The organism is Pontibacter sp. LHS1, assembly GCF_058932855.1.
The window spans coordinates 1-22,436 of the sequence record NZ_JBZYWF010000006.1 but is presented as its reverse complement, the minus strand read 5'-3'; the positions used below and the strand labels follow the sequence as shown (position 1 = coordinate 22,436).

Genomic DNA, 22,436 nt, shown 5'->3' with positions numbered 1-22,436 from the left:
AATGAGCATGCATGTATTTCAGCTCTTTATTAACGGACACAGCCTGAACTCTATCGAGGCTGTGGACACACTTCTTAAAATTTGCAGGGAGAATCTAAATGGTAATTATCAGCTTGAAATAATTGATATACAGAAAGACCCTGATAAGGCCGAGGAGGCAGGCATCATCGCTATACCTACTCTCATTAGAATGGAGCCAACACCAGTCAACCGCATTATAGGAGCACTTAATGTCAGGAGCCGCGTATTGGCTGGATTAGGCATTTCAAGTATGCACAAATAAATCACACTATAGGATTTCATACCTGGAGAACACGGACTGTACGCTTTTAGAAAACCCTTATCATCATGCTGCTATGAATCCTATTTATTTGCGAAAGAGTGAGGCTAGGGTGAGTGTTTGTAATTTATTTATTGTATATTGTAAAAAATAATGAACGTATATACCTGCAGATATGTAGTAGGTATATAATAACAAACACAATAATGAATACAGGAACAGTAAAATTCTTCAATGACCTGAAAGGGTTCGGGTTTATTAAAGAAACAAATTCAGATCAGGAATACTTTGTACATGCTTCTGGCCTCGTTGATGAGATCAGAGAAAGTGATGAAGTAAGCTTTGACCTGCAAGAAGGACGAAAAGGATTAAATGCGGTTAATGTAAAACGCGCTTAGTTCTAAACTATATCTGCTAAAAAGCCTTACCTCCGGTAAGGCTTTTTTATTGCTGCTATGGGCTTAAGGTCTTTACCAGCGCTCTTATACAATGTAAAATCTAATACGCTAAAGATGAACAGAAAATACTTAGTAGATACCATAACACATGAATACTTGTGCATTGCTCTCAAAAAAGGACTGGATTGGGTACCTAATAACCAGAGCTTCCTTTCTGACTTTATGAGCACCCGCACTCCTGTAACAGAAACCGGCTCCGTGTTACTTTCGGGAGAATTCAATGACAATGCCTTTTTTGAAAAGTGGATACGAAACGGTACAAATGTACTTTTCAAGTATTAACAGGAGCATTCCAGTCCTCTTTCTGTTGGCAAACCCGCTACACGACTCCTTCATCCATACCTCCCGTCACTCCACGATAAAGTAGCCCAGGTTAAAGCCATCACAAACGTCATGACAATTGTGCTGAACAGGTGCGTATAAATTTGTAATTTTGATATGCTAAAAGAGCAAATACAAATCAAACTAGCAGAAAAAGCACTTCTTTGGATACTTCTTACAATAAGCAAATAAAAGCCATTGCGCTTTACCAGATTGTCGGCGGCATTTTAGGTATAGCCCTTACAGTATGGGTTATGTTCAGCGGCGAGATGTTTGTAGACCAGACGGCCATGCGCATCGGCCTTTTTGCCGGCGGACTTTACATCTTCTCCATCCTTTGCGGACGCATGCTGTTCCGCAACCACCGACGTGGACTGGTGCTCTCCATCATCAACCAGGTGCTGCAGGTGGTGTACTTCTCCTTCGGCAGCTACGCCTTTCAGTATGTGGCAGGCTTGCGTGTTGGACTTGGTGTGGATATGGTGGAAGGCTGGATCTTTAAATTCCGGCTGGCCCTCTCCTCTTTTCACTTCAGTATCGGCACCGACCTGAGCCAGAAACTCATCGGTGTGAACCTCGTCGCCCTGTTCCTGATCTTCTGGATGGAGCGATTGTTGGAGAAAACTCCTAGGTAGTGTGCCTGGCAAAAGACTTTTTAACAAAAGACAAAGGACTATTTAGATGGATGGATTCCGACTCTCAGCGCTACACAATGATAGGTTTTCTATACCTTGAACTTACAGTTATGCTCTGATTTGCATAGGTATAGCTATAGGTACAGACAGATCCTGGTATAAATGAAAAGCCCCGACCAAAGACGGCCGGGGCTTTTCATTTATACCAGGATCAAAAAGTCTTTTGTCCTTTGTCAAATAATCCTTTGTCTAAAACCTAAGGATTCACATAAGCCGGATCACCGCCATCGTTATCCGGCAAATCGTCGCCTTTGGCGCGAAGCTCAGCCAGGCCTTTTTTGCCGTAGGCAATGCGGGTGATCACCACGTACAGGACCGGTACCACGAAGATCGCCAGGAAGGTCGCGGCCAGCATACCGCCTATTACTACCCAACCAATCGTCTGGCGCGACACGGCACCTGCACCACCTGCTAATGCAAGCGGTACCACACCCAGAATGAAGGCCAGTGAGGTCATGATGATCGGCCGCAGACGCAGCTTCACCGCTTCGATGGTCGCTTCGATCAGGTCCATGCCCCGATCTACACGCTCCTTGGCAAATTCCACGATCAGGATGGCGTTTTTGGCCGCCAAACCGATCAGCGTGATCATACCGATCTGGGCGTACACGTTGTTGTCCAGCTTAGGCAGCAAGGTGAGCGCCAGTATCGCGCCGAACATTCCCAGCGGAATCGCAAACAGGATGGAGAACGGCACCGACCAGCTTTCGTAAAGTGCTGCCAGCAAGAGGAGCACCAGCAGGATCGAGAGCGAGAAGATGTAGATCGTACTCGCACCGGCTGCACGTTCTTCGCGGCTCAGGCCCGTAAACTCGTAACCATAACCGGCAGGTAATACCTCGGCTGCTACTTCCTCCAGTGCATCCAGCGCCTGTCCACTACTGTAGCCCGGTGCCGCACCGCCGTTGATGTCGACAGAGCGGAACAGGTTGTAGTGCGAGATCACCGCCGCGTTTTCCACCACCCGCGAGGTTACCAGTGCACTCAGCGGAACGGCCTCCCCTTGCCTGTTCATCACGTAGTACTGCTTCAGGCTTTCGATGTCCATGCGGTAGGAAGTGTCGGCCTGCGCCACTACCCTGAAGTTACGGCCGTAGCGTGTGAAGTCATTCACGTAACGGCTACCCATGTAGGTAGACATGGTCGTGTAAATATCAGCGATGTTCACACCCAGTCGCTTCGCTTTTTCACGGTCCACGTCAATGTGGTAGCCCGGTGTTTTGGCTGTAAAGAAGCTGTAGGCCATCCCTATTTCAGGCCGAGCATTGGCAGCTGCCAGGAACTGGCCCATTACCTGTTCGAGCTCACGCACATCGCCGGCCCGGCGCTGCTGCAGCACGAAGGTGAAACCGCCCGACTGGCCCAGACCAGGTATAGCCGGGGGCGCTACAAGGCGTACGTTGGCTTCTTTTATACCTGCAATCTTCTGCTGCACTTCGGCCATCACCCCATTCAGGTGCGAGGCCTCATCCTTGCGCTGGTCCCAGGGCTCCAGCTGCACAAAGAAGGTACCGCTGTTCGACTTAAATGAAAAGTTAATCGCGTTCAGACCGGCAATGGAGGTATAGTTACGGATCGCTTCCACCGAGCCCAGTTGGTTACCGATCTCCTCGAGTATCTCGTTGGTTCTGCTCATAGAAGCGCCTTCCGGCAGCTCCACCGACACAAACATACGGCCTTCGTCCTCGGTAGGTATAAAGCCGGTTGGCTTGGTGGCGAACAATCCGAAAGTACCCACATAAATACAGATCAGGATAATCAGCACCAGTGGTGTCGCTTTGATGCTCTTGCGCACCCCAACTGAATAACGCTCCGTGGTGCGGGCAAACCAGTTGTTGAAGTTGTAGAAGAATTTGTTGATGCCGCGTGAGTCCTTGTTCACGTTCATTGGCTTGAGCATCAGGGAGCAAAGTGCCGGCGTGAGCGTAAGGGCCACGAAGGCGGAGATCAACACAGAGATCGCAATCGTAATCGCGAACTGCTGGTAGAGTCTACCCACGATACCAGGAATAAAGCCCACTGGTATAAACACCGCCGCCAGAATCAGACCGATGGCAATAACCGGCGCCGTGATGTCTTTCATGGCTTTGCGTGTAGCTTCTCTGGCCGAGAGCTTCTCATGGTCTATGTAATGCTGCACCGCTTCCACCACCACAATGGCGTCGTCCACCACAATACCAATTGAGAGCACAAAACCAAACAACGTGAGTGTGTTGATGGTGAAGCCCAGCGGAATGAAGAACACGAAGGTACCGATGATAGACACAGGTATAGCCAGGATCGGCACGAGCGTCGCGCGCCAGCTCTGCAGGAAGAGGAACACCACCAGGATCACGAGGATCAGCGCCTCCACCAGCGTTTTCACCACCTCGTTGATCGATACCTGCACCACCGACACCGTCTCAAACGAAACGATATAATCCACGTCAGCCGGGAAAGAAGCTTTCAGTTCGTCCAACGCGGCATAGATGCCTTCGGCTGTTTCGAGGGCGTTACTGCCCGGCGCCTGGTACAGGAGCATCATGGTAGCCGGATTGCCGTTGATCTTCGACTGACGGCCATAATCGAAACGGCCAAACTCAATGCGGGCTACGTCGCGCAGGTATACCACCGAGCCGTCTGCCGGATTCGTGCGCACGATGATATCGCCGAACTCCTCCTGCGTCTGCAGTCGGCCTGTTACCGTGATCGGGTACTGGAAAGCCTGTGTGTTGTATTGCGGCGCACCGCCTACCGTACCGGCTGCTACCTGCAGGTTTTGCTCCTGTATGGCCGCCGTAATCTCGTTGGCGCCAATGTTATACTGCGCCAGCCTGTCCGGCTGCAGCCACAGTCGCATACTGAAGTCCTGGCCAATTGAGGTGATATCCCCCACCCCGCTTACACGCATCAGAGCGTCTTTGATATAAATGTTGGTGTAGTTGTCGAGGAACTGAATATCGTGGGTGCGGTTGGGCGAGTAGATACCAATCACCATCATGATACTCGGGTTACGCTTACGCACCGTCACACCCAGTCGCCTTACCTCTTCCGGCAGAGTCGGCTGCGCAATGCTGGCACGGTTCTGCACGTCGAGGGTGGCAATGTCGATGTCAGTGCCCACCTCAAAGGTCACCGACATGTTCATCTGGCCGGTACTCGTGTTGGTGGAGGTGATGTAGGCCATACCTGGCGTACCGTTGATCTGCGTCTCCACCGGCGTCGCCACCGACTGCTCTACCGTCAGCGCATCGGAGCCGGTATAGTTAGCCGATACCGATACGGTGGGCGGCGAAATATCCGGATACTGCGTGACAGGCAAATTCATCATGGCCAGTAAACCCACCAGTACGATCACAATCGAGATCACCATGGCGGTGACGGGCCTTCTTATAAAAACTTCTGAAATCATATCTTCTGCTAAACTTCTGAAAGACCTATCTCCAATTATTTTGCGGCTCCCGCCTGTGGCTGTCCCTGCTCAGGACCTTCGAGCTGTACCTTAGCTCCATGGCGCAGACGCTGTATACCTTCGGTCACGATCTGCTGCCCTTGCTGCAGGCCTTCGCGCACCACAATGTTGCCGTTCACGCGGGTGCCCAGCTGCACGTTCTGCTGCACCGCCGAGTCGCCCTGCACCACATACACGTAGTACTCGCCCAACTGCTCTGTCACCGCCTTGAACGGGATCACGATCTGCTCGCCCAGGTCCTGGTTCAGCACGTTGAGGCTCACGGTCATACCTGGTATAAGGCGTTCGTCGGGGTTCGGGAACTGCACGCGCACTGTGGTAGTACCGGAGCTGCGCCCGATGGCCCTGTCGATGGCGATCAGCTTACCGTTGTGCTCGTACTGTTCTCCGTTGTTGAAGCGGATCGTGAAAAGCGAATCAGGCTGATTGCCCTGGCGCAGGTTGCTGAAGCGGATCGTGAAAAGCGAATCAGGCTGATTGCCCTGGCGCAGGTTGCTGAAGCGGCCAATCTCGGCCTCATTGATCACAAAGTCGACCGCGATCGGGTCAGAGGACGACACCGTGTTAAGCAATGGCTGCCCTGGCGATACCTGCGCACCTACCCTTACCTGCGAAATACCGATCACACCACTGAACGGAGCCGTGATAGTCGAGTAGCTCAGGTCGGTGGAGGCGCTGCTAACCTGCGCCTGTGCGGCTGATACCTGCGCACGTGCGGTCTGTACTTCGGTGCGGGCATAATCTACCTGCTGTCTGGCAATAGCGTCGCGTTCAGCCAGGCGCTCGTATCGCTCCAGGTCCTTCTCGGCACGGGCCAGGTTGGCCTTGGCGCTCTGCAGACTCGCTTGCGCCTGCTGTATACCTGCCTGGTATTTGTTCTGGTCTATTTCGTAAAGCTTCTGACCCTTCTTCACACGCTGTCCGTCCTGCACAAAAATGTTGGTGATATATCCCGATACCTGCGGACGCAACTCTACTTCCTGCAGCGGCACCACGGTAGCCGGGTAAGTGTCGCGGCCGGTTACACTTTGCTGTTGTACCTGAATCGTGTTCACCGGAACGGCCATGGCCGCGGGGTTCATCTGCTGCTGTCCGGCATCGTCACCGCCGCAAGACACAAGCAAAGTCGGGCTGATGATGGCTGCGAACAGCCAGGCGTATTTATTTTTCATTATCCTGTTTCTCTGATTTTATCGATTGATGTCTATGTTTCCAAGGGCGCGCTGCAGGTCTAGTTTGCTGGAGAGCACGCTGTAAAGGGCATTGTAGTAATTCAGCTGGGTAGTGCGCAGCTCTGTTTCGGCCACGATCAGATCCACGTAGGCCTTCACGCCCTCATCGTACTGCAGCTTGATGATCTCGTACACCTCCTCGGCCATTTCCAGATTCGACTGCACCGTGCGCCATTCGGTATAATCGCCTTTGTAATTCGCCAGCGCCGTCTGGTACTCCGTGTTGATGGCCCGTCGGGCGTCTTCGATCTGCACATCCAGGCGGTCTTCCTGCAACTGCGCGATCTTCAGGTTCTGCAGCCTTCTCGTTCCCTGGAAAATTGGCAAGGCTACCTGCAGTCCTACCGACGAGTTAGGAAAGTGCTGGTCGTACAGGTTGGCAAACTCATTGTTGAAGTACAGGAGATTGTAGTTAGCGAAAGCCGAAACGGTTGGCAGGAAGCTCCAGCGGTTAAAGGCTGTGTTCAGCTTCAGCAGTTCGCGCTGTGTCTGCAATTGCTGCAGTTCCACCCTTTTGTCGAAGGCGATGATCTCAGTCGTGTCTACCTGTACCTCCTGCTCCATGCGGGCATACTGGTAAGTCAGGTTCAGCTCCTGCTCTACCGGATATCCCATCAGCTGCTTCAGGTAGGCTATGCTGGCCTTTATGTTCTCCTGCACCCGCTTGCGGTCTGAGCGGATATTAGCCAGTGTAATGGCGGCACGCTGGTAGTCCGTCTTATCCACCAGTCCCACTTCGTAGCGGCTACGGGCGTCGTTGAACTGCTTTTCCTGGCGCGAGATGTTCTGGTCCAGAATGCGCAGCTGCTCCTGCGTGAGCAGCACACTGTAAAATGCCTTGCTCACCTCTACCACCGTGTTGATGCGGGTATCCGTCACCTGCTGGTCCAGCAACAGTTTTCTGGAACGGGATGCTCTCGAAGCCAGAAACAGGTTGTTGTCAAAAATGCTCTGGGTCGCTTGTAGCGCCAAGCTGGAATTATACTTCTGGCCAAAAGTAATGAGTTCCCCTCCAATCGGCTGCTGCGGTCTTCGGATGTTGTAAGTGCTACCGAAATTAGCATTGATCTGCGGAAACCAGCCCGAAAGACTGGCCCTGATCTCCCGCTCACCGATCTGTTCGTCGATCAGCGCCTGCTCCATGGCTGCCCTGTTCTCCAGGGCAAAGTTCACGACTTGCTCCAGCGTCAGGCTGTCGGTTGCCGCCACACCTTGTCGGTCCTGTGCCAACAGGGTACCCGGTGCCAGCAGGCAGGCAATCAGCAGAGATTTAATGTATGGTATCAATTTCATGTATAATTCTGGTGTTCAGCTTTTTGATTGAATATTAAACGTGCAGGTGCAGCAACTGATGGTGCTGTTACAGCTTTAGTTTTGTCTTTCATGTTTCATTTCGGCGTCTGATGTTATTGTTTAAACATTGGTAATGTTGCCATTCTACTCTATTAGAGGCTAAACTAGCGTTCACGCGCGATGCCATTCCAGAGAAGCTGTAGTATCTGATCAAGCTCTTTGCTGTCCAGGTGGAGTCTGCCGCTGCCCGTCATTTTGGCCATGGAAAGGACACTGCTATGGGTGAGCGTAGCCAATATCTTCGGGCTTACCTCTTTCAGTTCGCCTTCCTGGATACCGCGCTCAAAAAAAGCGAAGAGCAGTGTATAGAACTTGTCTTCTTCCAGAGGAGGCCTTGCCGAACTGTAAGGGGAGTTGACGAACTGCTCAAAGAACCGGAGCAGGTTCTGATTGTTCTGGTAAAAGGTATAGAGTCCGCCCCAGAGGTTAAAGAAACAGGCCCTGAACGGGATAACGGCACATGTTTCCCGCTCCACAACCGCAATGACCTGCTGCTGTGCATAGTCAAACAGCTCGGTAATGAGCTGCTCCTTGCTTTCGAAGTAATGATAAATGGTGCCAGCTGCCACCCCGGCATGTTTGGCGACCATACTCATGGGCGTACCGTGAAAGCCCTTATCCCGGACCAGCTCCATCGTACTAATAAAGATGGCTTTCTTCTTTTCTGCGATCGGCTCCATATAGCTGCTTCCCACTTTCCAATTGAATGTTCATTCGGTCTGCAAAGCTACGATTGTATCTACAATAGTGAAAGCTGCTCCGGCAAAAAGCCGAATTTTCTGGCCAAACGACTCAAAAAGCATTGCAAATAAACGGGATGGTGGAAGTGAACGTAAATATAGGTATAGCGCATTTTTTCAATTAAACCCTACCACCATGGCACTCGCACATGATCTCCGCCACACCCGCCGCATCAACAGCGCCAACAATCCGGTCTGGATGGACGGCTTGCGAATCCTACTCGGACTGTTCCTGCTCGTCAAAGGCCTGCTCTTCCTGGAGCACACTACGGACGTATTCTACATCTTTAGCTCCAGCCAGGACGTGCTCTCTGCCGGCAAGGCTCACTTCCTCACCAGCATGGTGCATATAGTGGGTGGACTGATGATCGCATTTGGCATGCTCACGCGCCTGGCCCTGCTCTGCCAGATTCCGATTCTGATAGGTGCTTTGCTGATCGTAAATCCCCAGCAAGGAGGCATTAGCTTGGGCAACACCGAACTGATCCTGTCCCTGGCTGTGACAGCCCTCCTCCTCTTCTTCATGATCAAAGGCCCTGGACGCTACTCCATCGACAATAAGGTGCTGCGGCAAAGACAACCGGAGGCGGATGCAGAAGCCTGACCTAAGCTTTAGCTATCGGTACTGAATAGCCATTCCAGTGCATCACCTCTGAACATAAAATCGCGGGACTCGAAGGGTAAGGGGTATTTGTAGGCTAATACATTCATAGTTTCGATGGAGATTTGCTGAAAAATATCGGAACCCATCACGTTAGCAACACGCTTTAGCTTACTATTCTGCAGTATTGCAGCAGAGTGTGTGGCAATCCAGTTCTGGTCCTGCAGCGATGGTGGCAACATGAAGGTATAGTCCACTAATACAAGTTCGACTTCATTGTCTAGTATAAACTGACTGGCAAAATGCATGGCTTCACGGAGTGGTTCGCTCGGTATATTGCCCCGCCAATCACCCCAGAACATTTTCTTATCAGGGCTGTACCGTATCGTCACAAAATCCAGCTCCAGTGCCTTTTCAATAGTTTGTAAATTCATGTTCCATGCCAGCTGAGTTTGTAATTTACTTTGCCTTAAAGGTATACGCTTCTAACGAAAACAGCATCACGTGATAATACAAAAATCATAAAGATCGTTTTTTTGTAATGCGTTCAGGCGGAAGGGCTAACATATGTAGATGTTATTTCTATGATTTTGTGTATAGTAAATACTATAGTGCCGTGTGGCTTGAGGAGTTATAAATTACCAGCTGCGTCCAGTGAATCGCAGGAAAGGAGTGAATAAGTAATTTTTAAGAACAGTGTTTGCAATCACGATTATATACTATATTTGGAATACAGCAGGAGCAATACCGTGATAACCTGTTTTACAGAAAGTAGCGCGGTAAAATACAACACGCCCGGCACTAACACTAAGTAAGGAAGCGACAGTTTCCAATGCAGTGCTTTTCATCAACAAATCGAAGTATAATGGCTAGATCTTCAGGTCATTTTGTTCGCTACGCCTTAGGGGGATTGCTCCTGTTTGTAGCATTGAATGCATTGGGTGGCGGGTATTATGGAATGTCGGGAGCAGAAGATATTCCTACTGAGTGGTTGGAGGGCAGCCCCTTTCAGGACTATTTTATTCCAAGCCTGTTTCTCTTTGTTTTTATTGGAGGTTATGCTCTTGTTGCTGCAGTTGCTGTGTTTCGGCGACACCGCATGGCAGGTATGGCAGCTTATAGCTGCGGTATAATCCTGCTGCTTTGGATCGCAGTACAAGTGGCCATTATAGGATACACGTCCTGGTTGCAACCGACTACAGCAGTTGCAGCTATTATTATACTTTTATTAACGTGGCAACTTCTCAGGCAGGAGCGCTGAACTCTTTAAGCTATAAAGTGCTGCAACTCTCACCTCCGCTTTTACCTGAAGCATGCGTAGAGAGGCAATGAGAGAAACAACATACTTCACTAACAAGACCTATAGTAAGCGCTGAGGCTGATACCTTCCTCATGCCACGTACGCGTACTGTCGGTCAGTTTGGAGCTTATAATAATTGATAAAATGAGAGCAGCATTTTTGATACTTGTCTTCATACACGGAGTCATCCACATACTGGGATTTGTGAAAGGGTTTGGAATGAAAGAAGTAAAAGAACTGACACTCCCCATATCCAAACCGATGGGAATAGTATGGTTATTGGCAGCTGTGTTAACGCTAACTTATGGTGTATTTTATTTAGCGAACAGTAAGTATACCTGGCTCTTAGGATTTCTGTCTGTACTTGTTTCGCAAATTCTGATCGTTTTGTATTGGCAAGATGCCAGGTTTGGCACAATCCCAAACATCATCATTTTAGTTGTGTCAATAGTATCCTTCGGCTTTTACAATTTTCAAAGAACTGTTCAACAAGAAGCCGAGCAGTTATTAGCTCAAAGCAAAACTTCAACCGAAAAGATAATCACCGAAAATGATATCAAAGACTTACCTGAGCCTGTACAGAAGTGGTTGAGGCGGTCAGGAGTTATCGGAAAGCCTTCTATCAAGGTGGGAAAGGTGACACAAAAAGCTGAAATGAAATTGAAGCCCGACCAACAAAACTGGATGAAAGCAACTGCTTTGCAATACACCATGATCGACAGCCCTGCTTTTATCTGGACAGTAGACGTAAAAATGAATAGCCTACTCAGCTTTCAGGGTAGAGACAAATTTGAAGGTGGAGAAGGAGAAATGCTGATCAAAATTAACTCGCTTATACCTGTAGTAAACGAACAAGGTGAAAAACTCAATGAAGGAACGCTACAGCGATATTTAGGTGAATTGGTCTGGTTCCCTTCTTTGGCTCTGAGCCCCTATGTTTCATGGCAACAAGTGGACGATACGACTGCCATTGCGACCATGGACTACAAAGGAACAAAGGGAAGCGGAACCTTCTATTTCAATGCTGAGGGAGATTTTGTCAAATTTTCAGCCTTACGATTTAAGGATAATGTCAAAGATGCCAGAAGGTATGAGTGGGTGCTGCTGGTAAACGACTATAAAAGGTTTGAAGGTATAGAAGTCCCCTCTAACATGACCGCCACCTGGAGACTTGACGAAGGGGATTGGACGTGGTTAAAGCTGGAAATAGCGGACATAAAATACAATGAGAACGCCTACCGTTAACAAGAGTTGTACCCAATGCGAAGGCTATCCAAATCATCCGTTTTCCAGGGCCGTAGCTTAAGTTAGCATGAGCAATGTAAGCTTACAGATCTGGCACTAATCGGATTGATCAGTTACACCTGCCTCTCATAGGTATAGCCAAAAGACAGGCTTTTCTAGTTAAGCGTATCGACAAAGAGTCTGAGCTCCTGGTATACCTTGGCCAGCTTTGGGGGCGGGAAATGCGCGTTCAGGCCACTGGGGTTGGGCAGCAACCACAGCCTGGTACTCCCAATGGTCTGCTCCTGTATACCTATACCTGCATTTACTTTTCCGAAGGCTACGCGGTAGGCGGATATACCCAGCAAAGCCAGCACCTGCGGCTGGTACACGATCACTTTCTCCACCAGCTTGATCCCACCTTCTACCAACTCCGCGGCTGACAGTTCAGCGGCATTGGCTGTGGCCCTGTCTACAATGTTGGTGATTCCGAAGCCCAGGTTCAGCAGTTCACTTTCTTCCTCGGGCAGGTATAGCCGGGGCGTAAAACCTGCCGCATACAGGGTCGGCCAGAAGCGGTTGCCCGGGCGGGCGAAGTTGTGTCCAACCACAGCCGTATAAAGCCCCGGGTTGATGCCGCAGAAAAGGACTTTAAGGTTGGGAGCAATGATATCAGGCAAGGTTCTCCCATTAGCCGCTGCCAGCTCTTCTTTGGTAGGTCTTCGTCTTTGAGGTTGCATACCTCTTCTTTACTGAGTCTTGGTGCTTGCAGTTATATCCTGGGCTAGGTATAGCTTGGGCTATATGTAAAAGTTAGTTGAATTAAGATCACGGGGGTTTCTTCAGGAAGAGTTTCAGCCTTAACACTGCCGCTTGCCCAGCTTTATCTTCCTGGCAGCCTCCAGCTTTAATCCCGCTCCAAAATTTTTCACTCAAAAACGCATACCTAACTTTCTTATGCAAAATACTCTTATATATTTGCGTTATGAAAAACAGTTCGCTTTATAAAGGCAGTCTCTCGACCATTATATTGAAACTTCTGGAGGAAAATGCCAGAATGTACGGCTATGAAATAACACAGAAAGTAAAGGAGCTGACAGCCGGAGAACTCAATATAACAGAAGGCGCTCTATACCCTTCGCTTCACAAGCTAGAAGCCGAAGGGCTGCTTCAGGCAGAGATGGTGCATATCGGCAACCGGATGCGGAAATATTATAAGCTGACAGAGGCAGGCAAGAAAGAAACAGCTGATAAGCTGGCCGAGCTGAAAGGCTTTGTAGAGCAAATGCAGTTAATCCTGAACACGAACCTGGCTAACCCCTCCAAAATATGAAAAAAGAACTCACAGCGGCTGATATCGAAAAACTGTATGCCTTTCTGCAGAAGAAGTTTGTAGACACCTATGACATCCAAACAGAGCTGGTAGACCACCTTGCCTCTGACATTGAGCAGCAATGGGAGGAGAACCCCGACCTGACGCTGGACGAGGCTATTCAAAAAGTCTACAAAAGCTTCGGCATCTTCGGCTTTATGGATGTATATGAAAAGCGAATAGCGGCTATTCAGAAAGAGAACATGCTGCGGTGGCTACGGACATTCTTAGGTTATTTTAAGTTGCCTCACCTGCTACTTTCTCTTGTACTGTTCGTTGGTTTTCAACTGGCGCTCACCTCACTCGATCCAGCTATGGTGAAACTTGTCAGCTTGGGAGCACTGACGGCTGCCATTCTGTATTTTGCGGTAAGAGAGTTTGTCTATCTGAAAAAGAACCTGCAAAAAAAGCTGTCGGTGATGCAGTATACCTTTGGGTTCATACCACTGGTGTATTTTCCGATGTACCTTAACTACATGGTTCTGGAAAAACTAATTCCGGAAGTAATCTGGCCCTATGCTCTGCACATCACCATCTCCTATATCCTGACCATTGCCTATATTGATACAATAGATAAGATTAAGCACAGAGCTAAAGAGCTATACCCGGCTGCATTTGCATAAGCTATACCTGTAATATACAAACGCCACGCAGTTTATACCCTGCGTGGCGTTTCCTTTTTCCTCCCCTCCTATACCTTAAATTTACTCCATTAGCGTTTCACCATCAGCAGTTGACTGACTACAACTCCTTGATAGCTTACCTTTAAGACATAAATTCCTTCTCTCCATTTGCTCACATTAACCTTTACTTCATTTCCCTTACCAGGCGACATCTCGAAGCTATGAACTACCGTACCGTCAACAGTTGCAATCTGGAACTTCATAGCTTCCGTAAGTGCCAAGTCACTCCGGATGGATAACACATCAGAGACCGGATTAGGATACATACTGATGCTTTGCGTCAGCTGATCCCGTAATGTTGCTCCTGAAGGATCATCTGCAATACGTATACTGGCTGTGTTGCTATAATCTGATAGCTCATCCGTATCTTTTGCCAGCACTCTGTAGTGATAGTGCATGCCAGGACGCACTTGCGTGTCGGTATAGGTAGCTGCATTGGCAGCCAGCTCTGCAATAACCGCATAGGACGTTAAGATATTACCGTGCTGTGTTGCCCTCTCTACTACATAATTTGTTTCGTTTGATGATCGGTCTTGCCATTGCAGGGCCACCGTACGCATATCTGCCGCTGCTGCTGCCAGGTTTGCAGGTGCAAGCAAAGGCAGATCAATTTCTGCTACATTGCTCCAGCCAGAATGTGGTACAGTGGAACTGATCGCTTTTACGCGGTATTGGTAATTAAGCCCGTCAACAAGCTGTTCATCCACATATTCCTGTACATTCTCTCCCAGCATAACCAATAGCTCGAACTCCTGCTGCAACTCACTTTTGCGTTCAATCACATAGCCTGTTTCACCGGCAGCATTGTCTGTCCAGGTGAGCCTGGCTGCAAAAGGCTCCATAAAGCTTACTGCCAGTTCAGCAGGATCAGCCATATAAACAAATGTGTTAGCCGTTATACCTCGTTCAGGAAACTTAACAGGCTTGTCAACTAAAATATGGAATTCGCCTGGTGACAAACTCAGATTGCCTGTGGTTGAGCTAACTTTGAAAGACTGGCCAGAGAAGAAGTCGTACCAGGTGCCGGTATGCTGGAAGCCAGGCTGAATACTTCCTGCTGTGAGTCCAAAGTTGCCGACGATGATGACATTCATATCGGCATGGCTCACACTTATCCTGCGCAGCTGCCCGGTTGGGTTCCAGGAGAATGCTCCTTCCTCGAAAACATGGCTGTGCTCGTTAACCAGGTTAATGATAGCGGCTTTGGCTTTATACAAATCTTTACGAGCCGGATCGTCATAATAGTTTATGCCTGTATCATCGCCCCATGGTAGTGGTTTATTACCTGTTCTGCCGTTAAAGTCAATAGGCACATCATATCCCAGCTCACCGAACTGCCAGAGCATTTTTGGTCCCGGCAGCGGGTAATAAAAGGCCGAAGCCAACTTGATACGTTCCAGGGCTGTACCTACTTCTTTGATATTGTAATCTCCGTTGCTGCCTCCGTGGTTCAAGGCCCGCATCATCAGGCGCTCTTCGTCATGGCTTTCCATGTAAGATACCAGGTTTTTCTGGCTCCAGCCTCTTGTGGAGGAAAGGGCCCAGTTAAGGTCAGCACCGGTTTGGCCATTGACAGCTTCATTATAAGCATGGTTCATGTTACCCCACAGCATAATGCCATAGTCTGCCAGCACTTTCTCTTCACTGTTATCAGCCAGGTGCTCCATAATAATATAGGCGCTGGCATCAATCTTCCATATCTCGTCAGACATGCGCTTCAGAATATCAATGCGGGACTGGTCATAAGCACTCCAGGCTCCCACATCATTCGGATTATTCCGCTGCGTAAATCCTTTGGTCAGGTCAAAGCGATAGCCATCAAACTTAAACTCCTCTATCCAGTAGCGGTTCACATCATCCACATAGCGTTTGGTATAGGCGCTTTCGTGGTTAAAGTCGTAGCCCACGTTGTAGGGGTGCGTGGCATCCTGGTTAAACCAGGGACTCTCTGCTGAAGGCCGGTTTGTGTCGTCATCAAAATACATGCGCACCATTGGGCTCTGCCCAAACTGGTGGTTGAGTACCATGTCCAGCAAGACAACAAACCCTTCTTCATGCGCCTTATCGATAAAAGCCTTTAGGTCGTTTTTGGTGCCGTAGTATTTATCCGGTGCAAACAGATAACTTGGGTTATACCCCCAGCTTTCATTACCTTCAAACTCCATCACAGGCAACAGCTCGATCGCGTTTACACCCAGGCGCTTCAGGTACGACAGTGTGTCGGCCAGCACACTGTAGCTGTTCGTGCTCAGGAAATCGCGCACCAGCAGCTCGTAAATAACCAGGTCTTCATTAGCCGGGCGTCCACCCACTACCTCCGGAAACTTCCATTGATAAGGCTGCTGGCCTGTTTGCAGCACGGTAGCTATACCATTTTCGGTCTTGTTATAGGCCACAAGGTTTGGATAGATATGTGCAGGTATATGGCTGTCGTTATAAGGGTCGGCTACCTTGTCGGCATAAGGGTCTCCTATTTTGATAGTGCCATCCACCCAATACTGGTACACATATTCCTTTTGGTTCTCCAGGTTGTTTAGCTCCAGCCAGAAGTATTCCCCGTCAGGAGTCTGGTTCATCTGATAGGCATCGCTAACCTGCCAGTTATTAAAATCGCCCACCACATATACAAAATCTTTTTTAGGAGCCAGTAATACCAGTGTGGCTTTGGTTGGGTCATTCGGGTCGTAATTAATACCGTTGCGCATGCCATCAGGTAGCGCGGCTATGGTATTCGGCTTTCGAAGAATGATGGATAAGGCTTTTTCGGCAGTTACAGTCTTACCCTCTAACTGCGCGGTTACCCGAAGCTGCAGACTGGTGGCAGTACCGTAGGTATAGGTATAGCTGATCGTCTTGCTGTTGCTGACCTGAGTTACTTGCTGGTAACCGCTGCCTTCATTTATTTCCAGTGTGATCGTTCCTTCGCCGGAGGCTTCTGCGCTAAGCTGCAGCTTTTCTCCGCTAACGCCAAACACCTCTGCAGCTAGTGGCGCAGTAAAACGCACATAGTCCCCGGGGTTAAGGTCAACAAAGATGTCCCCATCGGTTTCAGATTTACCTACTTGGGTGCCATTGGCGTTGCGGAACACCATACCTAATCGGAACAATGGCACGCCACTTTCCACATTGTAGTACTCCCGAATGCTGGGCAGCGTGATCTGCCATTTGTTGGGCTCCCCTTCTACAGGTGTCATCGCTCCTATGCCGTCATCCTGTCCCCAGTTACCTACCACGTTGCTCCAGGCGGTGCCATCAGGTCCGGTCAGCACCACACCTGAGTGCATGTATACTTTCTGCGCCCCTCTTAACCCGCTCACACCTTGGCTGGCATCATAAGTAATAGTTACCGGTTCATCGGCTGTAGGCAGTGCCGGGCTCATGGTCACGATACCACCTGTTGCAGCACCTGTAAGTTCAAAGCTATACCTACGGCTTACATCATTGAAAGTAATCGTGTAGATACCTTGTGCCACAGGTATGTCTGGGCCATTCTGCACCGCTACCCCTGTTGGGAAATCTGCACTGCCCCAATTTACCTCCCAGCTATTGTTCGCTCTGAACTTCACTGCACCACCAGAAAGCTCAAAGTTCTCCAGCGTCCACGTATGGCCGTCTGCTCCTTTCACCATCGGTGTGGAACTCTCCCATCCGTTAGCAGTAGCACTGCCTATAATACCTACCGTTTCGTAGGCTGTCGGATATAGTCTTGTAAAATGGTAGGCCCCTGTAAGGTCATTGAACCGGATGGTATAGTAGCTACTCTCTGCTATCTGTAAGTTTGGTCCATTCAATGTACCGGTACCTGACGGAAAATCGCTGCCGCCCCAGTTGACATCCCAGTTATTGTTGGCCCGGAACTTCAGTTCACCAGACTGAAGATAGGTCGTCAGTATCCAGTTGTTCGGGTCACCTTCTGCAACAAGCTGCATAGGTGTGGAATCATCCCATCCTTTGGCTGTAGCTGAGCCGACAATCCCCACCGTTTGATATATTGTAGGGTTCAGGTCTTTAAAGAAATACTCACCGGTTATATCATTGAATGTTACCCTGTATTCACCAGGTGTTACGACTATGTTAGATCCACTATGATAGGCAGTACCTGCAGGGAAGCTGCTACCTCCCCAGCTCACTTCCCATGCGTCATTTGCTCTGAACTTTACCTCCCCCTCGCTAAGTGTAATTTGCTCTAATGTCCAGCTATGCGGATCAGTCGGATCTTTCAGCATAGCCGTTGAGACATTCCAACCGTTAGCCGTAGCATCCCCTACTAATCCAATAGTGGCATAAGTAGTAGGGTGAAGAGCTTCAAAATGATAATTCCCGGTACGATCATCAAAGTTGATGGTATAATAGCCTGTAGATGGCACTTGTATATTTGAACCATTCCGTGTACCAGTTCCAGATGGGAAACTGCTCCCTCCCCAGTTGACATCCCAGCTATCGTTCGCTCTGAACTTTATTTCTCCCTGAAATAAGTTTAGCGTGAGTGTCCATTGGTGTGGATCGCTGGGGTTGGAAAGTTTCATCGGCGTAGAAGCCTCCCATCCCTTTGTTGTTGCTGTTCCGATTATACCTACAGATGGGTAGATATCCTGCGCTTTTCCTAACGTTGCCATCAAAACAAGGACAAGCAGGAAACTGAGCCTGAGCGTAAAAATTCTCATACAAATATATTTGGAGTGAACAGATTATATTGATTTATCAGATCAAAACAGTTTGCCCAGCTCATCTGTAACTACGCTCTTAAAAGAGGAACCACATGTTATTAGAGATTACAGCTTATCTGAACAAAGGTGTTATATATACTAATAATTCTATAATAAGTTCAAGCCAGTAGTAGGTTTTTAAAGCTGATGCCTACGCTTTAGACAATAGCGTCAGTAACATCGCTTTACTTGCGAAACAAGTCATTCCAGTTTAGGAACCTTTCCTGTTCCATAATCACCAAAAGGAGCACATACCAGTAGTTTGGGTGTTCAGTTTTTGAAATTTAAAACCTACCTTTGTGTATTGAAAAAAACTAAGCATGCTTCACTTCTTTTTTAGTCAACCTAATACAGTTTATGCCTTACAAAGCGAAGGTGAACTGAGCGCTACATACATCCAAAAACTGGAATGGTTATTCGGCAACGCCACTCTAAAGCAGGAAACTGCGCTGAGTGGCTTTTTTGTTGGCCCCCGTGCTGCCATGATCACCCCCTGGAGTACCAATGCGGTAGAGATCACGCAGAACATGGGCATTGAAGGCATTATCCGGATCGAAGAGTTTGCCATCGTAACAGAGGACTTCACGGACTTTGACCCGATGCTCTCTCAAAGGTATAACGGTCTGGACCAGGAGATTTACACAATTAACATCCAGCCGGAGCCTGTGCAGCCGGTTACCGATATTGCAGCTTACAACAAGCAGGAGGGCCTTTCGCTGAGTGAAGAGGAAGTGGACTACTTAAACCAGCTTGCTGAAAGACTGGGCAGACCGCTGACTGATTCCGAAGTGTTTGGCTTCTCACAGGTGAACTCCGAGCACTGCCGTCACAAGATCTTCAATGGTAAGTTTGTAATCGATGGTGAAGAGAAGCCGAGTTCGCTGTTCAAACTGATCCGCAAAACATCAGAAGCAAACCCGAACGACATCGTTTCGGCTTACAAAGATAACGTGGCCTTTGTCAAAGGGCCGGTGGTGCAGCAATTTGCCCCAAAACGCGCTGATATTCCTGACTATTACCAAGTAACTGACTTCGAATCGGTTATTTCCATCAAAGCAGAAACACACAACTTCCCGACGACGGTAGAGCCATTCAACGGTGCCGCTACCGGTTCTGGAGGTGAGATACGCGACCGATTGGCCGGTGGTCAGGGCGCCTTGCCTTTGGCAGGTACGGCTGTATACATGACTGCTTTGTCACGCCTGGAGAAAGACCGCCCGTGGGAACAAGCCACACAGGAAAGAAAGTGGCTGTACCAAACGCCAATGGACATCCTGATCAAAGCCTCAAATGGTGCTACTGATTTCGGTAACAAGTTCGGACAACCATTGATCACAGGTTCGGTTCTGACCTTTGAACACGACGAGAAAGCAGACCAGGTAGAAGCCCCACGTAAACTGGGCTACGACAAAGTGATCATGCTGGCCGGTGGTGTTGGCTATGGCAAAGCAAATCAGGCACAGAAAGGACACCCGAAAACAGGCGACAAGATTGTGATCCTGGGTGGAGAGAACTACCGCATTGGCATGGGCGGTGCTGCCGTGTCCTCTGCCGACACAGGTGAGCACGGTACAGGTATAGAACTGAACGCCATTCAGCGCTCAAACCCCGAAATGCAGAAACGTGCTGCCAATGCCATCCGTGGTATGGTGGAAAGCGAACACAACCCAATCGTTTCCATTCACGACCATGGCGCCGGCGGTCACCTGAACTGCCTTTCTGAACTGGTGGAAGAAACAGGCGGCAAAATAGATCTTGACAAGCTGCCAGTTGGCGATCCTACTTTGTCGGCTAAAGAGATCATCGGCAACGAATCGCAGGAGCGTATGGGCCTGGTGATCGGTGAAAAGGATATTGAGACGCTGCAGAAAATAGCGGAACGCGAGCGTGCTCCTATGTACACCGTAGGTGACGTGACCGGTGACCACCGCTTTACTTTTGAGTCAGCCTCTACCGGCCAGAAGCCAATGGACCTGGAGCTGAGCGACATGTTTGGCAGTTCGCCTAAAGTGGTGATGAACGACCAGACGGTTGACCGGAAATACCAGCCGGTAACCTACGACAAAGAACAGCTTTATACCTACCTGGAGCAAGTGCTGCAGTTAGAGGCAGTAGCCTGCAAAGACTGGCTCACAAACAAAGTAGACCGTTGCGTAGGCGGACGTGTAGCGAAGCAGCAGTGTGCTGGTCCGCTGCAGTTGCCGCTGAACAACTGCGGTGTGATGGCGCTGGACTTCCAGGGCAAAGAAGGTATAGCCACTTCCATCGGGCACTCCCCTATCTCAGCCCTGATCGATCCGGCAGCGGGCAGTCGCAACGCCATCGGGGAATCCTTATCAAACATTGTGTGGGCTCCTTTGAAAGACGGTCTGAAGAGCGTTTCGCTTTCAGCCAACTGGATGTGGGCTTCGAAGAACGAAGGAGAAGATGCCCGTCTGTACAAAGCCGTAGAAGCCTGCTCTGAATTTGCGATTGCCCTGGGCATCAACATCCCAACGGGTAAGGATTCGCTTTCGATGAAGCAGAAGTACAGGGACGAGGACGTGATTGCGCCGGGCACAGTGATCATTTCAGCAGCCGGAAATTGCAGCAACGTCCGCCAGGTGGTAGAACCGGTGTTGCAGCGTGATGGCGGCAACATATACTACATCAACCTGTCAAACGACGCCTTTAAGCTGGGCGGTTCTTCTTTTGCACAGATCGTCAACAGAATCGGCAACGAGACACCTGATATTACCGATGCGGAGCTATTCGGCAATGCTTTCAACACGTTGCAGCAGCTGATCAAAGAAGGAAAGATTGCCGCAGGTCATGACATCGGCAGCGGCGGTCTGATCACTACCTTGCTGGAGATGTGCTTCGCGGATAACAACCTGGGCGCTTCAATCGACCTGACCTCACTGGGCGAAGCGGATAGCGTGAAGGTGCTCTTCGCTGAAAACATCGGTGTCGTGTTCCAGGCTTCAGCAGATGTCGAAGAAACACTGAAAGCGAACAATGTTCCTTTCCACAAAATAGGAACGAGCACTTCAAGCGCTACCTTGGAGCTGAAGAACGGTGCAGATGCCTATACCTTCGACATCGCGCAGCTGCGTGATACCTGGTTTAAGACCTCATACCTGCTCGATATCAAGCAAAGCGGACCACACAGCGCCAGAGAGCGTTTCGAGAACTACAAGAAACACGAACTGCACTATACCTTCCCGGCAGGATTTGACGGTAAAAAACCGGTGATCGACAGCTCGAAGCCAAGAATCAAGGCCGCCATCATCCGCGAAAAAGGAAGCAACTCCGAGCGTGAAATGGCGAACGCCATGTACCTGGCCGGCTTCGACGTGAAAGACGTGCACATGACCGACCTGATCTCCGGAAGAGAAACACTGGAAGACATCCGCTTCATTGGTGCGGTTGGTGGTTTCTCAAACTCCGACGTGCTAGGCTCTGCCAAAGGATGGGCCGGTGCCTTCATGTACAACGAGAAAGCAAAGAATGCCATCGAAAACTTCTTCAAGCGCGAAGACACGCTATCAGTAGGTATATGCAATGGCTGCCAGCTGTTTGTGGAGCTTGGCTTTATTACGATGGGACACGATCAGAAAGCCAGAATGCTGCACAACGTGAGCCAGAAGCACGAGAGTATCTTTACTTCCCTCACCATCCAGGAAAACAAATCGGTAATGCTTTCGAGCCTGGCCGGTTCTACGCTAGGTGTTTGGGTATCGCACGGTGAAGGACGCTTTAGCCTGCCGCACACCGAGGATAAGTACCAGATCGTATCAAAGTATGCGTACGAAACCTACCCGGCCTGCCCGAACGGTTCTGACTACAACACGGCCATGATCTGCGATGAAACTGGTCGCCACCTGGTGATGATGCCGCACATCGAGCGTTCGCTCCTGCAGTGGCAGTGGGCGCACTACCCGAAAGGCCGCCACGATGAAGTATCGCCTTGGATGGAAGCCTTCGTGAACGCCAGAAAGTGGCTGGAAGCGAACGGCAACTAATCTACAGGTATAACCA

General features: G+C 49.5%; 17 protein-coding genes. 10 read left to right on the top strand and 7 right to left on the bottom strand.

The annotated features are described in order from the left end of the window. Position 1 precedes the first annotated feature (1 nt). From AC5FXQ_RS12690 to AC5FXQ_RS12675, 4 genes are all read left to right on the top strand, one after another. A complete protein-coding gene (locus AC5FXQ_RS12690) occupies positions 2–283 on the top strand; it encodes a circadian clock KaiB family protein (RefSeq protein ID WP_493602799.1) in 282 nt (93 codons plus the stop codon). A 203-nt stretch (positions 284–486) separates the two neighbouring features. Continuing rightward, positions 487–678, top strand: coding sequence for a cold-shock protein (locus AC5FXQ_RS12685; RefSeq protein ID WP_493596170.1), 192 nt, complete (start codon positions 487–489; stop codon positions 676–678). 114 nt (positions 679–792) lie between these two features. Continuing rightward, positions 793–1,020, top strand: coding sequence for a hypothetical protein (locus AC5FXQ_RS12680; protein ID WP_493602798.1), 228 nt, complete (start codon positions 793–795; stop codon positions 1,018–1,020). A 203-nt stretch (positions 1,021–1,223) separates the two neighbouring features. Then, entirely contained in the window at positions 1,224–1,694 is a 471-nt protein-coding gene (locus AC5FXQ_RS12675) for a hypothetical protein (protein WP_493602797.1), read from the top strand. Between the two features lie 256 nt (positions 1,695–1,950). Here AC5FXQ_RS12675 and AC5FXQ_RS12670 read toward each other — a convergent pair whose 3' ends face one another. The 4 genes from AC5FXQ_RS12670 to AC5FXQ_RS12655 form a co-directional block, all read right to left on the bottom strand. After that, a complete protein-coding gene (locus AC5FXQ_RS12670) occupies positions 1,951–5,145 on the bottom strand; it encodes an efflux RND transporter permease subunit (protein WP_493602796.1) in 3,195 nt (1,064 codons plus the stop codon). A gap of 35 nt (positions 5,146–5,180) precedes the next feature. Beyond that, positions 5,181–6,377 carry an efflux RND transporter periplasmic adaptor subunit gene (locus AC5FXQ_RS12665; protein ID WP_493602795.1) on the bottom strand — a complete coding sequence of 399 codons (1,197 nt, stop codon included), beginning with the start codon at positions 6,375–6,377 and terminating at the stop codon, positions 5,181–5,183. Between the two features lie 18 nt (positions 6,378–6,395). Then, positions 6,396–7,730 (bottom strand): TolC family protein, encoded by a 1,335-nt coding sequence (locus AC5FXQ_RS12660; RefSeq protein WP_493602794.1) that lies wholly within the window; start codon positions 7,728–7,730, stop codon positions 6,396–6,398. A 164-nt stretch (positions 7,731–7,894) separates the two neighbouring features. Next, the gene (locus AC5FXQ_RS12655; RefSeq protein ID WP_493602793.1) at positions 7,895–8,470 is read right to left on the bottom strand and encodes a TetR/AcrR family transcriptional regulator; all 576 of its coding nucleotides are present in this window, start codon (positions 8,468–8,470) and stop codon (positions 7,895–7,897) included. Positions 8,471–8,666: 196 nt separating this feature from the next. Between AC5FXQ_RS12655 and AC5FXQ_RS12650 the strand changes: the two genes are divergently transcribed. Further along, positions 8,667–9,134 carry a DoxX family protein gene (locus tag AC5FXQ_RS12650; RefSeq protein WP_493602792.1) on the top strand — a complete coding sequence of 156 codons (468 nt, stop codon included), beginning with the start codon at positions 8,667–8,669 and terminating at the stop codon, positions 9,132–9,134. An 8-nt stretch (positions 9,135–9,142) separates the two neighbouring features. On the opposite strand, the gene AC5FXQ_RS12645 is transcribed toward AC5FXQ_RS12650, so the two are convergent. Further along, entirely contained in the window at positions 9,143–9,565 is a 423-nt protein-coding gene (locus AC5FXQ_RS12645; RefSeq protein WP_493602791.1) for a hypothetical protein, read from the bottom strand. Positions 9,566–9,996: 431 nt separating this feature from the next. Here AC5FXQ_RS12645 and AC5FXQ_RS12640 point away from each other — a divergent pair, with 431 nt between their 5' ends. Beyond that, on the top strand, positions 9,997–10,392 hold the full coding sequence (locus tag AC5FXQ_RS12640) for a hypothetical protein (protein ID WP_493602790.1): 396 nt from the start codon (positions 9,997–9,999) through the stop codon (positions 10,390–10,392). 258 nt (positions 10,393–10,650) lie between these two features. Beyond that, positions 10,651–11,676: a DUF6544 family protein gene (locus AC5FXQ_RS12635; RefSeq protein WP_493602789.1), complete on the top strand. Its 1,026-nt coding sequence runs from the start codon at positions 10,651–10,653 to the stop codon at positions 11,674–11,676. Between the two features lie 155 nt (positions 11,677–11,831). Here AC5FXQ_RS12635 and mug read toward each other — a convergent pair whose 3' ends face one another. Next, complete coding sequence (mug, locus tag AC5FXQ_RS12630) at positions 11,832–12,395, bottom strand: G/U mismatch-specific DNA glycosylase (protein ID WP_493602788.1); 564 nt, start codon at positions 12,393–12,395, stop codon at positions 11,832–11,834. A 245-nt stretch (positions 12,396–12,640) separates the two neighbouring features. On the opposite strand from mug, the gene AC5FXQ_RS12625 reads away from it, so the two are divergent. Together AC5FXQ_RS12625 and AC5FXQ_RS12620 are read left to right on the top strand one after the other, a co-directional pair. Next, a complete protein-coding gene (locus AC5FXQ_RS12625; protein WP_493602787.1) occupies positions 12,641–12,988 on the top strand; it encodes a PadR family transcriptional regulator in 348 nt (115 codons plus the stop codon). Beyond that, positions 12,985–13,650: a hypothetical protein gene (locus AC5FXQ_RS12620; protein WP_493602786.1), complete on the top strand. Its 666-nt coding sequence runs from the start codon at positions 12,985–12,987 to the stop codon at positions 13,648–13,650. The genes AC5FXQ_RS12625 and AC5FXQ_RS12620 overlap by 4 nt, the downstream gene beginning before the upstream one ends. 89 nt (positions 13,651–13,739) lie before the next feature. Here AC5FXQ_RS12620 and AC5FXQ_RS12615 read toward each other — a convergent pair whose 3' ends face one another. Further along, positions 13,740–18,326, bottom strand: a complete 4,587-nt coding sequence (locus AC5FXQ_RS12615) for an alpha-amylase family glycosyl hydrolase (protein ID WP_493602785.1) — start codon at positions 18,324–18,326, stop codon at positions 13,740–13,742. 410 nt (positions 18,327–18,736) lie between these two features. Here AC5FXQ_RS12615 and purL point away from each other — a divergent pair, with 410 nt between their 5' ends. After that, positions 18,737–22,420 (top strand): phosphoribosylformylglycinamidine synthase, encoded by a 3,684-nt coding sequence (gene purL / locus AC5FXQ_RS12610; protein ID WP_493602784.1) that lies wholly within the window; start codon positions 18,737–18,739, stop codon positions 22,418–22,420. Positions 22,421–22,436 lie beyond the last annotated feature (16 nt).

Coding starts and splice junctions, on each gene's coding strand:
- AC5FXQ_RS12650 (WP_493602792.1), top strand. CDS start 8,667: ATGGCACTCGCACATGATCTCCGCCACACCCGCCGCATCAACAGCGCC.
- AC5FXQ_RS12660 (WP_493602794.1), bottom strand. CDS start 7,730: ATGAAATTGATACCATACATTAAATCTCTGCTGATTGCCTGCCTGCTG.
- AC5FXQ_RS12655 (WP_493602793.1), bottom strand. CDS start 8,470: ATGGAGCCGATCGCAGAAAAGAAGAAAGCCATCTTTATTAGTACGATG.
- AC5FXQ_RS12635 (WP_493602789.1), top strand. CDS start 10,651: ATGAAAGAAGTAAAAGAACTGACACTCCCCATATCCAAACCGATGGGA.
- AC5FXQ_RS12665 (WP_493602795.1), bottom strand. CDS start 6,377: ATGAAAAATAAATACGCCTGGCTGTTCGCAGCCATCATCAGCCCGACT.
- AC5FXQ_RS12640 (WP_493602790.1), top strand. CDS start 9,997: ATGGCTAGATCTTCAGGTCATTTTGTTCGCTACGCCTTAGGGGGATTG.
- AC5FXQ_RS12615 (WP_493602785.1), bottom strand. CDS start 18,326: ATGGCAACGTTAGGAAAAGCGCAGGATATCTACCCATCTGTAGGTATA.
- AC5FXQ_RS12690 (WP_493602799.1), top strand. CDS start 2: ATGAGCATGCATGTATTTCAGCTCTTTATTAACGGACACAGCCTGAAC.
- purL (WP_493602784.1), top strand. CDS start 18,737: ATGCTTCACTTCTTTTTTAGTCAACCTAATACAGTTTATGCCTTACAA.
- AC5FXQ_RS12685 (WP_493596170.1), top strand. CDS start 487: ATGAATACAGGAACAGTAAAATTCTTCAATGACCTGAAAGGGTTCGGG.
- AC5FXQ_RS12680 (WP_493602798.1), top strand. CDS start 793: ATGAACAGAAAATACTTAGTAGATACCATAACACATGAATACTTGTGC.
- mug (WP_493602788.1), bottom strand. CDS start 12,395: ATGCAACCTCAAAGACGAAGACCTACCAAAGAAGAGCTGGCAGCGGCT.
- AC5FXQ_RS12645 (WP_493602791.1), bottom strand. CDS start 9,565: ATGAATTTACAAACTATTGAAAAGGCACTGGAGCTGGATTTTGTGACG.
- AC5FXQ_RS12625 (WP_493602787.1), top strand. CDS start 12,641: ATGAAAAACAGTTCGCTTTATAAAGGCAGTCTCTCGACCATTATATTG.
- AC5FXQ_RS12670 (WP_493602796.1), bottom strand. CDS start 5,145: ATGATTTCAGAAGTTTTTATAAGAAGGCCCGTCACCGCCATGGTGATC.
- AC5FXQ_RS12620 (WP_493602786.1), top strand. CDS start 12,985: ATGAAAAAAGAACTCACAGCGGCTGATATCGAAAAACTGTATGCCTTT.